A 12231-nucleotide genomic window follows, 5' to 3' on the forward strand; every position below is an offset into this window, starting at 1 on the left:
CATTTACAGCAAGGTTCCCTATGAAATACTGGATGCCCGGATTTATCGCCCTGATGGCGATACCGGCCGCGCAGGCGGCGAATTATCGCTTGGTCTACTCCCCCAGCCAGAAGCTGGAGGTGTTTATCGACGACGTCAAAAATAGCCAACCGGCCAGTTGGTGCAGCAAAACCATCCCGCTGCGCATCGTTTCGGCGCAGAGCAAAGATCCCGCCGTGCTGGATGACTTCCTGCCCCGCGTCGGCAATCTGCTGGCCAAGCAATGCGCCAAGGCCAGCCAACTGCCCTGGACGCTGACCGACAAGCGCGGTGAAAAACTGGCGTCTGGCGAAGCCAGCAAGGCACGGGGCTGGAAGCCGGTGCAAAAACAGCAGGCCGTCGAGCCGATGACTCCCCCAGCGCCGGTGATCCCGGCTGCCGTGGCAATCACCTCTCCGCAGGCAGACAGTGCACCGGTACCCCAATTTGACCTGCCGCAGGGCTGTCATTTCCGCACCTACTGGAACGAAGAAACCAACGGCAGCGCGCTGTTCATCCCGAGCGGCGACGCACTGCGCTGTGGTGAGGACGGCGGGTTAAACGGCAATAGCAGCGTGACACTGCAGCAAAATGGCAAAACCGCTTCGCCGGCACTGTCGTTCTACCAGGGCTACCCGCTGGTGAAGATCAACGTCGGCGATCACCCCTTGAGCGTGGTCAGTGCCAACGTGCAGCGGCTGGTGCTCGGCGCCAACCCGCAGGCTCCGGGCAGTTTCCTGCTGCTACCTTTCGCACCGCAGCTGCACGCCTGGTCGTTTAATGGCGAAGTGATCGTCGAAATGCCCCGTGAACAAGCCGCAGATACCAACAAAATCAAACAACGCATTGAACAGGTGCAACGTGCCTGGCAGCCGCTGCTGACCAACCCGGCCACGCCGCTGAGTTTCAAACTGGTGGAAAAGCTGGCCGGCGATCGGGTCGATCCTGCCAGTGGCAGCTACCTGTCGGTTAACGACGCCACTCACTGATTATTAAGGAAAGCCCCGTGAAATCATTAGCAAACATGTTGCAAGGCGGCTCGGTCAGCGCGGCTATCGGCACAGTGGAAAGTGAAATTAAAGCGCGACCGGCGGATGCCGATCTGCGTGCGGCGCTGGTGCAACTGCTGTGTATCAGCGGTAACTGGCAGCGCGCCAACGCGCAACTGAAATCCTGGCAGGCTCTGAAGCCGATCGCCCAGCCGACCACTTTGCTGTTAATGCAATCGATCAATGCGGAACAGCAGCGTCAGGCCGTGTTCGCCGGCGAGGCAGCCCCCGCGCTACTGCAACAAAATCAGCCCTGGCTGCAACAGATGATCCAGGCGTTACGTCACGATGTCTTGGGTGAAACTGAACAGGCGCAGGCATTGCGCGATAGCGCGCTGGAAGCGGCACCGGCCAGTGCCGGACAATTGACCCTGGATGAACAGCAACAGCCGGTGGCGTTTGACTGGCTGACCGACGGTGACGGCCGCCTCGGCCCGGTGTGCGAACTGGCATTGAACGGCACCTATTACTGGCTGCCTTTTGCCGATATCGCGGAAATTCAGTTCCAGGCACCGCAAAGCGCCATTGATCTGGTCTGGAGCCATGCACTGGTACGGCTGAACGACGGTCGTGAACAGGTTTGCCAACTGCCTGCTCGCTATCCGCTGGCCGCAGACAGCGACGATGCCCTGTTGCTCGGCAAACGCACCGAGTGGCTCGCGCTGGGCGAGGGTCCGCACTACGCCGGACTGGGCCTGAAAACCTGGCTGAGCGAGAACGATGGGTTCCCGCTGCACAGCCTGCGCCACCTGAGTTTTAACGCGAGCGCCTAATCATGAACAGCAAGCGGCCAACCCAACATGATGATGGCGATCTGCGCCGTCAGGGCTATCGCGCCCGTCAGGACAGCGAGCGCCTGACGTCACGCGACAAAATGCAGCCGGTGCTGCTCGACATGCTGACCGACGACCAACCGCTGAAAAAACAGGAAGCGCAGGTGCGCAATCTGGTCTCGCACAGCGAACTGCGTCGCCGGGTGCTGCGTGACCTGCAGTGGCTGTTTAACTGCGTGAACAGCGAATCCAGTCTCGATTTGAGCGACTTCCCGCAGGTGCGGCGATCCACCCTGAACTATGGCATCGCCTCGCTGGCCGGCAAGCGCATGTCGGATATCGAATGGCAGGATATTCAGCAGGCGCTGACCGAGTCCATCCTCAATTTCGAACCACGCATCCTGCCCGATGGCCTGCAGGTGCGCTGCATTTCGGACACCGGCTCGCTGGAACTGCACAACGTGTTATCGATTGAAATCAAGGGCCGCCTGTGGTGCGTGCCCTATCCGCTGGAGTTTCTGTTCCGTACCGACGTGGACCTGGAAAACGGTCACTTCGATCTGAAAGACATAGGGTAAGCCGATGGACAGTAAACTTTTAGATTATTACAACCGCGAGCTGGCCTATCTGCGCGAGATGGGCGCGGAATTCGCCGAGCAGTATCCGAAAGTGGCGGGCCGCCTCGGCATGCGTGGCATCGACGTGGCGGATCCTTATATCGAGCGTCTGATGGAGGGCTTCGCCTTTCTCACTTCGCGCGTGCAACTGAAGATGGACGCGGAGTTTCCACGTTTCTCCCAACGCCTGCTGGAGATTATCTACCCCAATTACCTGTCGCCGACGCCGTCGATGGCGATTGCCGAGCTGCAACCGGACAGCAACAAAGGCGACATCAGCAACGGCTTTGTGGTGCCGCGCGGCACCATGATGGACAGCCAGTCGCTGAAAAAGAGCGGCATCACCTGCAGCTATACCACCGCGCACGACGTCACGCTGCAGCCTGTGCGGCTGAAAAGCGTCGAGCTGGGCGGCATTCCGGCTGATATCCCGTTGGCCAGCCTGGGGTTGCAGCACAACGGCTGTGTCAGCGCGTTGCGTATCCGGCTGGAATGTTATGACAGCGTCACGCTGAACAACCTGCAGTTAGACCAGTTGATGTTCTACCTCGCTGGCCCGGATTTGCAGGCGCAGCAACTGCTGGAACTGCTGATGCAGCACAGCGTCGGGCTGATTTGCCAGACGGTGGAAGCGCAACCGCAGCGGAGAGTGCTGGCGCTGGATGGGTTACGCCAGGAAGGCTTTGCCGCCGATCAGGCACTGCTACCGAACGATCTGCGCAACTTTGAAGGCTATCGCCTGCTGCAAGAATATTTTGCCTTCCCGGCGCGCTTCCAGTTCTTCAGCGTCAACGGTATACGCCCGCTGTTGCAAAGCGTACGTGAAGGCAAAAAAACGCTGCGGCAGTTTGAGATCCTGGTGTTGCTTGACCGCCAGGATGCGGCGCTGGAACGGGTGATCGACGTCAGTCATTTGGCGCTGCACTGCACGCCGGTGATTAATCTGTTCCCCAAAGTCGCCGAACGCATCACTGTCAGCGAAAAAAGCCATGAATATCATCTGGTGGTCGATAATATTCGCCCACTTGATTATGAGGTGTTCTCTGTTCAACGGCTCGGCGGCAGCGCCAGCGAAAAACGCTATGAGCAGGAGTTTCGACCGTTTTACAGCACCCTGAGCGCGGATGACGGCAACTATGGCGCTTACTTTTCACTGCGCCGCGAACAGCGCACGCTGTCCGAACACGCCCGTCGCTACGGCACCCGCACCGGCTATGTCGGTTCGGAAGTGTTCGTTTCGCTGGTGGATGAACGGCAGTCACCCTGGCATAGCGACCTGAAATACCTCACCGCCGACGTGCTGTGTACCAGCCGCGATTTGCCGCTAATGCTGTTGCAACAGGATCAGGGCAATTTCGTGATGCCGGACTCGATCCCGATTAAACAGGTGTCGCTGAAAAAAGGCCCGACACCGCCGCGCCCGGCTCTGGCCGAAGGCATGATCACCTGGCGGCTGATCAGCCAGCTGCAACTGAACTACCTCAGCATGATGGACGGTGACCCGGAACAAGGTGCTGCCAGCCTGCGCCAGTTGCTCGGGCTGTACGGTAACCTGAGCGAACCGGCAATCACCAAGCAGATCCAGGGCGTGCGCCACTGTAACCTGCGCCCGGTTTACCGCCGCGTACCCGAGCCAGGCCCGATCGTATTCGCACGCGGCATCGCCATCGATCTGACCGTTGACGAGCAGTCGTTCTCCGGCAGCAGCCCCTACCTGTTGGGCAGCGTGCTGGAGCGGTTGTTCTCCCGACTGGTGGCGATAAACACCTTTACCGAAATGACGCTTTCCAGCCAACAACGCGGCGAGATCGCCCACTGGCAGGCGCGCATGGGCAAAAGGACGCTGATTTGAGCCCGCATCTCGCCGGGGCGGAACTGACGGCACCGCCACAGATTAATGCCTTGCACCGCCTGCCGGAGGATTTCTGGCAGCGGCTGAGCAATGCGCCTTATAAACACGATTTATTTCAGTTGCTGCGTCGCCTCGATGCTCAGGGCGGGCAAGCTTACCTGCTGGGCCGCGCCCCATTGCCACACCATGAAATGCTGCGGTTGGGGCAAGAACCTTCGCTGTCGTTCGCCCCGTCGACGCTGGCACAGGTCAGCCCACGGCCGCAAAGTCCGTTACACGACGTTTCGATTTTCAGCTTTGGCCTGTTTGGTCCCAATGGGCCGCTGCCGCTGCACCTGACCGAATACGTGCGTGAACGGGTCCATCACCATCAGGACACCACCCTGCTGGCCTTTGCCAACCTGTTTCACCACCGGCTAACGCTATTGTTTTACCGCGCCTGGGCCGATGCACAACCCACGGTATCGCTGGATCGTCAGGATGACCGGCGTTTCGACCAATACCTTTCCAGCCTGATTGGCATCGGCCAACCGGCGCAACAACAACGCGACAGTATCAATGCCCACGCCAAGCATTTTATGGCCGGTCATCTGATTCGCCACAGCCGCGATCCGGAAGGATTAAGCAAAATCTTGCAGCAGTACTTCAAGGTACCGGTGCGCATCGTGGAAAACGTACCGCACTGGCTGCGGGTAGAACCACGCGAACAGGCTCGCCTCATGGCGGGTCGCGGTGCCCCCCGGCTGGGAGAATCCTCGTTCCTTGGCATTGCAGTACGCGATATTCAACACAAGTTCCGCATCGAATTGGGGCCAATGTCACAACAAAACTATGAGCGTTTTCTGCCCGGTGCCGAACTGTGCCGTCAGTTGCGTGATTGGGTGCGCCAATATCTGGGCATCGAGTTTGTTTGGGAACTGCGGCTGATTCTGGCGAAAGATCAGCTCAGCGGCACCCAACTCGGCGGTACTCAGCGCCTGGGATTAAGCAGTTGGTTGGAAGACGCCCGCCACCAACGCGACCTTGACGATCTGATCTTCAGCCCCGAACCGCTGGAAAACCCGTTCTGACTTTATTCTGGCCGGAGCCATACAGCGCTCCGCCACTCTGAGACCTGAGGAAAACCATGTCTGAAATCAGCCGCTCGGTATTATTTGGCAAACTGGATAGCCTGTTATTCACCTCTCTGGAAAGTGCGACGGCGTTTTGCAAGCTGCGCGGTAACCCTTACGTTGAGCTGGTGCACTGGCTGCATCAACTGATGCAGGCACCGGATGCGGACCTGCAACAGGTGATCCGCCACTTTGCACTGGATGAGGCGCAACTGGCGCGCGATATCGTCGAGGCGCTGGACCGTCTGCCGCGGGGTGCCAGCGCGATTTCCGATCTGTCCGAGCATATCGACAGCGCCGTAGAGCGTGCCTGGGTTTATGGTTCGCTGAAGTTCGGTGCCACACAGATCCGCGGCGGCCATCTGCTGCTTGGCATCCTGAAAACCTACAGCCTGCGCCACCTGCTGAAGGCCATCTCCGCACAGTTTGAACACATCAACGCCGATTTGCTGATGGAGCAATTTGCCACCATCACCGCCCACTCGGCAGAAAACAACCTGACGCCGAGCGCCCAGGCCGAGACTACCCCGACGGCGGCGCAAAGCGGCGGCAGCGTGCTGGCGCAATATGCTCAGGATTTGACCGCCAGGGCGCGCAACGGCGAGATTGACCCGGTGACCGGGCGTGACGAAGAAATCCGCCAGATTGTCGATATTCTGATGCGTCGCCGCCAGAACAACCCGCTGCTGACCGGTGAGGCCGGAGTCGGCAAAACCGCCGTGGTCGAAGGGCTGGCGCTGCGTATTGTGGCCGGTGACGTCCCGCCGCAGTTGCGCGATGTTCAGCTTTATCTACTGGATATCGGCATGTTGCAGGCCGGAGCCGGGGTTAAGGGCGAGTTCGAAAAACGTCTGCAGACGGTGATTGATGAAGTTCAATCCAGCCCGACCCCCATCATTTTGTTTATCGACGAAATCCATACGCTGATCGGTGCCGGTGGCGCACAGGGCACCGGTGATGCCGCCAACCTGTTGAAACCGGCGCTGGCACGCGGCCAGTTGCGCACCGTTGGTGCCACCACCTGGTCGGAATACAAAAAATACATTGAGAAAGACCCGGCGCTGACCCGCCGTTTCCAGGTAGTGCAGGTGCATGAGCCGAGCGAAGACAAGGCGTTGTTGATGCTGCGCAGCACCGTCAGCCCGCTGGAGCAACACCACCGCGTGCTGCTGCTGGATGAGGCGGTCGACGCCGCCGTGCGTCTGTCGCATCGTTACATTCCGACCCGCCAGTTACCGGACAAGGCCGTAGCGCTGCTGGACACCGCTTGTGCACGCGTCGCGGTCAGTCAACATGCGGAACCCGCACAGGTGGAAGACTGCCGCCACCGCATTGAAGCATTACAGATTGAATTGGAGATCGCCCAGCGCGAAACCAAGGTCGGCATCGGCAATCCGCAGCGCCCGCAGGATATCGAAGCTCAGTTGGCGCTGTTGCAACAGCAACTGGAACAGCTCACTACCCGCTGGCAGGATGAGCTGGCGCTGATCCAACAGATCATCGATCTGCGTGCCGAACTGCACGGGGAAGACGCTGTAGCTGAGCCAACTGACGAGGCCACAACAGATGAATCACCAACCGTCCCCACTGCCGAAGAACTGCGCGCCCGGTTGGCGCAATTGCAGCAACAACTGAGCGAGTTGCAGGGTGAGGCTCCGCTGATTTTCGCCGCTGTCGATGCCAACGTGGTAGCCGCAGTGGTATCCGACTGGACAGGTATCCCACTGGGTCGCATGGTCAAAAATGAGATTGACGCGGTACTGCAACTGGCGGATACGCTCAACCAACGGGTTATCGGCCAGCGACATGCGTTGGATCTGATCGCCCGCCGGGTACGTACCTCTCGGGCACGGCTGGACGATCCGAACAAGCCGGTCGGGGTCTTCCTGTTGGCAGGCCCTTCCGGCGTCGGGAAGACCGAAACCGCGCTGGCGCTGGCGGAAACGCTGTACGGCGGCGAGCAGAACGTGATTACCATCAACATGAGCGAATTCCAGGAGTCGCATACCGTTTCAACGCTGAAAGGCGCCCCGCCAGGCTATGTCGGCTACGGCGAGGGGGGTGTGCTGACCGAAGCGGTGCGCCGTCGCCCCTACAGCGTGGTACTGCTGGACGAAATAGAAAAAGCCCATCCGGATGTACACGAGATCTTCTTCCAGGTGTTCGATAAAGGCTGGATGGAAGACGGCGAAGGCCGCCACATCGATTTCCGTAACACCATCATTATTCTGACCTCTAACGTCGGTACCGATCTGATCGCCGGACTGTGCAGCGATGCGGATCTGATGCCGGAACCGGAGGCGCTGAGCGGTGCCCTGCGCGAACCGCTGCTGTCGGTGTTCCCGGCGGCGCTGCTTGGCCGCCTGCTGGTGGTGCCTTACTACCCGCTGACCGACGCCACGCTGGGCAACATCGTGCGGCTGCAACTGGGACGGGTACAACGCCGGCTGGCGGAAAACCACGATATCGTCTGCACCTTCGACGACGCGGTGATCGAGCAAATCGTCAGCCGCTGTACCGAAGTGGAGTCCGGCGGCCGTATGGTCGACGCCATTCTGACCAACAATCTGCTGCCGCAGATCAGCCACACCTTACTGACCGGCAGCGCCAACGATCAGCGCTATCGCCAACTGCATATCGCGCTACAGCAAAACGAATTTATTTGTCAATTTCAGGCATAACGCCGCGGCCGCCGGCACGGCGGCCATTGTTCACAGAGAGTCATCATTATGTCGGGAACCGGGGTAATCAAACCGAATTCAAACAGCCTGCCGATCGGCTATCGGTTTAATGAGTTCGAGATCAAGGAAGCTATCGGCGAAGGCGGTTTCGGCATCGTCTATCGCGCCTACGATCATCAACTGGAACGCACCATCGCCATCAAAGAGTACATGCCGACCTCGCTGGCCATGCGTAATGACGATCTGAGCATCGGCTTGCGCGGTGAGCGTTTCAGCAAAACCTTCCAGGCCGGATTAAACAGCTTTATTCAGGAAGCCCGTCTGCTGGCCCGTTTCTCACACCCAGGGCTGCTGCACGTGCTGCGCTTCTGGGAAGAGAACGGTACCGCCTACATGGGCACCCAGTTTTACAGCGGCACCACCCTGAAGAACCTGCAGGCCCAACAGCCGGAGAAAATCGACGAGCCCTGGATCCGCAGGCTGCTGCCGCCGCTGTTCAGCGCCATCAACACCATCCATCAGGAAGGTTATCTGCACCGAGACATTTCACTGGATAACATTCAGATCCAGGAAAACCAGTTGCCGGTGCTGCTGGACTTTGGTTCGGCGCGCAAAGAGATCGGCAACCTGTCAGACGAAACGGAAATCATGCTGAAGCCGGGCTACGCGCCGATTGAGCAATACACCGAGAACAGCGACGGTGAACAGGGCCCCTGGACCGACATTTACGCTCTGGGTGCCGTGCTGCATACGTTGATCGTCGGCTCACCGCCGCCGGTCAGCGTGGTGCGCAGCATCGAGGACAGCTATCAACCGCTGACCGAGCGCCGCCCGACGGGCTATTCACAGGAGCTGCTGCGCACTATCGATCACGCGCTGGCATTGAAACCGGAAGATCGGCCGCAAACCATCGACGAGATGGCGGAACTGTTGCACCTGCCGATTGCCGATGAAAACGAAATCATCAGCACCCCGGCCGCCGCCCCGGAAAACCTGCTGGTGGCCACCAATCCGGCAGCCGGCGCCGCAGCGGCAGGCACCGTCACCGCACATAGCATGAAGCTCACACGTCCAATGATGGCAGGCGCTGGCGTAGTGGCTCTGTTGGTGGTTGGCATCATCGCCTGGCTGAGCGGCGGCGACAGTACCCCAACGCCGATAGCCGCCAATACCCCGGACAATCCACCGGCGGATCAGCCCTTGGTGCCGCAACAGAGCGCGTCGCAGACGGCGGCCAATCCGTCGCCCGAGCAGCCGCCTGCGGCCCAAACCGCCCCGGTGCCTCAGCCGGTGGCGCTGGTGTATTTCAAACTGCAACCCGGCGAACAGGTCAGCCTGGACGGCAAACCCCAGCAGGTGAACGCGGGCAATAACGGTTTCGCCAGCCTGAATCTGGCACCGGGCAGCTATCAGTTGGAAATCCGCCATAACGACCAGTTGCGTCGCCAGCAGCTTAGCATCGATAACGCCGGCACCTGGCTGGTCAACCCGGCCGTCGCCGGTTAACCCCGACGTCTCCAGCCCGCCACGGCGGGCCACACCATTTTCATGAGATTGACGCTGTAAATCCCCAAAATAACTGGCGGTGCGACCAGGCGGCAAACGACCCCATCCCCAGGAGCATAGACAACTATGTGACTGGGGTGAGGGAGAGCAGCCAACACAGTCACAATGACAGATATGAAGGTGATTTCGTCATTCACAGAGGACGTTCTCATGCTGGACCGCATTATTGCGCACACGCCACTGGGCCCGGAGCCATTGTTGTTCCGTTCGCTGGAAGGGACCGAAGCCCTTTCTACCCCCTTTGATTTCAGCATCGAACTGCTGAGCAAAAATGCCCGCCTCGACCGCAAGGCTTTGCTCGGCCAACCCCTGACGCTGGAGATCCCCACCCAGGGGTTTCTCAGTACCCCCCGCTACCTGAACGGCAAGATCACTTCGATCGCCGTCGGCAGCGAGGAGATCGGCGGCACCCGTTATGCAGTGTATAACCTGCACGTGCAGCCAGACCTGTGGCCGATGACCAAGGACCGCAACTTCCGCATCTTCCAGGAACAGACGGTACCGCAGATCGTCAAGACCCTGCTGACTGAACATAATGTTCAGCTGGAAGACCAGCTCACAGGCGACTACCGCCTGTGGGGCTACTGCGTGCAGTACAACGAGAGCAGCTTCAACTTCATCAGCAGACTGATGGAGCTGGAAGGCATCTATTACTATTTCAAACATGAGATGGGCAAGCACACCCTGGTACTGGGCGATGCGCCCCACCATCATCAGCCCTATCCCGGCTACGAGATGATCCCTTACCATCTGACACCCTCCGGTGGCAGTACCAGCGAAGAAGGTATCAGCCAGTGGACCTTGTCCGATCACGTGACGCCGGGCATTTACAGTCTCGATGATTACGACTTCCGTAAACCCAACGCCTGGCTGTTTCAGGCACGTCAGAACCCCGCTTCACCGACGCCGGGTCAGATTGACGTTTACGACTGGCCGGGCCGCTACACCGAGCATCAGCAGGGGGAGTTCTACGCCCGTATCCGTCAGGAAACCTGGCAGGCCGAGCATCAGCAGATTGAAGGCACCGCCACCGCGCTGGGTATCGCCCCCGGCAGCACCTTCACGCTGTATAACGCGCCGCATGCGGACGACAACCGGGAATACCTGACGCTGCAAGCCAAATATCACCTGAAGGAAAACCGCTACGCCAGCGGCGACGATCAGCACAGCGAACACCGCATCGATTTCACCGTACTGCCGGCCGATATTCCCTGGCACCCGGCGCAGCAGGCCAGTTGGCCGAAAACCCACGGCCCGCAGACCGCAAAAGTGGTCGGCCCGGCAGGCGAGTCAATCTGGACCGACAAATACGGCCGCATCAAGGTGAAATTCCACTGGGATCGCTTCGGACCCAAAGACGATGGCAGCTCCTGCTGGGTGCGCGTTTCCAGTGCCTGGGCCGGACAGGGTTACGGCGGGGTGCAGATCCCACGCGTCAACGACGAAGTGGTGGTGGACTTTATCAACGGTGACCCGGACCGCCCGATCGTGACCGGTCGCGTGTATAACGACGCCAGCATGCCGCCCTGGGCACTGCCCGCCGCCGCGACCCAAATGGGCTTTATGAGCCGCACCAAGGACGGCACCGCTGACAACGCCAACGCCCTGCGCTTCGAAGATAAAGCCGGTTCGGAACAGGTGTGGATCCAGGCGGAACGCAATATGGATACCCAGGTAAAGAACGACGAGAGCCATAGCATTGACAAGAACCATACTCACCTGGTCGGCGGTAACCAGATGAAACGGGTGGTGCTCAACCAGGCGACCGGGGTTAAAGGCGACGCTTCGTCGCTGACCGGCAAAACGCGCGCCGACAATGTGGTAGACGCCTTCACCCTCGGATCCGGGGAGTCACTGCGGCTGGAATGCGGGGAAAGTGTCATTGAGCTGCGGGCCAATGGCCAGATCAACATCACCGGCACCAGCTTTAACATCACGGTCAAAAACGACGGCGAGATCAACACCGGCGGCAAGCTGCAACTCAATCAACCGGGCGGTGCCGCGCGCACTGCCGCCCCAGGGCCGGATCACAAAACGGCAATCCAGGGTGCCGTCGACCAGTTGTTCCCAAAATCCTGACCGCTGAATTTTTCGGTCCTCAATATCTTTAGAGAATACCCATGAATTATCTTTTCCAGGAAGGTCATTTCACCCTGCCCGCCGGCCCTTGGCAGGACTGCACCGTCAATATCCTCAAAAACCCGCAGACCGGCGCTTCGCTGGTGATCACCCGTGGCGCGATCCCGCAGGACAGCACGCTGGAAGACGAGTTTGACAAACAGTGGCAGGCGCTGCTGCCGCAGATCACGGATTTGCAGCAGTCGCCGCGCCAGCGCATCAGCGCCGGGCCCAACAACCTCATCCGGGCTATCGAGGTCACCAGCAATTTTATTCGCGCCGGACACCACCACCATCAGCATCAGTTAGCGGCCCAATCCGAGGGAAGCCAGACGCTGCTGATCGTGACTTATTCCTCAATGAAATCTTTCACCGCTGAGGATGACCATGAATGGCAGCAGGTGAAAGCCTCGCTGGCATTGACCGGACAGGATGACCGATAACC

9 protein-coding genes are annotated in these 12231 nt (G+C 59.6%); all 9 read left to right on the forward strand.

Translation table 11 applies throughout. The features are described 5' to 3' along the window. Positions 1-20 precede the first annotated feature (20 nt). The 9 genes from QOT07_RS15620 (at position 21) to QOT07_RS15660 (ending at position 12229) form a co-directional block, all read left to right on the forward strand. Positions 21-1007: a type VI secretion system-associated protein gene (locus QOT07_RS15620; RefSeq protein WP_283603486.1), complete on the forward strand. Its 987-nt coding sequence runs from the start codon at positions 21-23 to the stop codon at positions 1005-1007. A 17-nt stretch (positions 1008-1024) separates the two neighbouring features. Next, positions 1025-1840: a type VI secretion system accessory protein TagJ gene (locus QOT07_RS15625; protein ID WP_283603487.1), complete on the forward strand. Its 816-nt coding sequence runs from the start codon at positions 1025-1027 to the stop codon at positions 1838-1840. Positions 1841-1842: 2 nt separating this feature from the next. Further along, a complete protein-coding gene (locus tag QOT07_RS15630) occupies positions 1843-2418 on the forward strand; it encodes a type VI secretion system baseplate subunit TssE (RefSeq protein WP_283603488.1) in 576 nt (191 codons plus the stop codon). A 4-nt stretch (positions 2419-2422) separates the two neighbouring features. Next, positions 2423-4309: a type VI secretion system baseplate subunit TssF gene (tssF, locus tag QOT07_RS15635; RefSeq protein WP_283603489.1), complete on the forward strand. Its 1887-nt coding sequence runs from the start codon at positions 2423-2425 to the stop codon at positions 4307-4309. Then, on the forward strand, positions 4306-5379 hold the full coding sequence (gene tssG / locus QOT07_RS15640; protein ID WP_283603490.1) for a type VI secretion system baseplate subunit TssG: 1074 nt from the start codon (positions 4306-4308) through the stop codon (positions 5377-5379). Before tssF ends, tssG begins: the two co-directional genes overlap by 4 nt. Before the next feature lie 56 nt (positions 5380-5435). After that, a complete protein-coding gene (gene tssH / locus QOT07_RS15645) occupies positions 5436-8102 on the forward strand; it encodes a type VI secretion system ATPase TssH (protein ID WP_283603491.1) in 2667 nt (888 codons plus the stop codon). Between the two features lie 48 nt (positions 8103-8150). Then, positions 8151-9608, forward strand: a complete 1458-nt coding sequence (locus QOT07_RS15650) for a serine/threonine protein kinase (protein ID WP_283603492.1) — start codon at positions 8151-8153, stop codon at positions 9606-9608. Between the two features lie 210 nt (positions 9609-9818). Continuing rightward, positions 9819-11747, forward strand: a complete 1929-nt coding sequence (locus QOT07_RS15655; protein ID WP_099064685.1) for a type VI secretion system Vgr family protein — start codon at positions 9819-9821, stop codon at positions 11745-11747. Between the two features lie 41 nt (positions 11748-11788). Continuing rightward, a complete protein-coding gene (locus QOT07_RS15660) occupies positions 11789-12229 on the forward strand; it encodes a DcrB-related protein (RefSeq protein WP_219016554.1) in 441 nt (146 codons plus the stop codon). Positions 12230-12231: the final 2 nt, after the last annotated feature.

Origin of the sequence: Serratia proteamaculans, assembly GCF_949794035.1 — a bacterium.
Taxonomy (GTDB): domain Bacteria; phylum Pseudomonadota; class Gammaproteobacteria; order Enterobacterales; family Enterobacteriaceae; genus Serratia; species Serratia proteamaculans.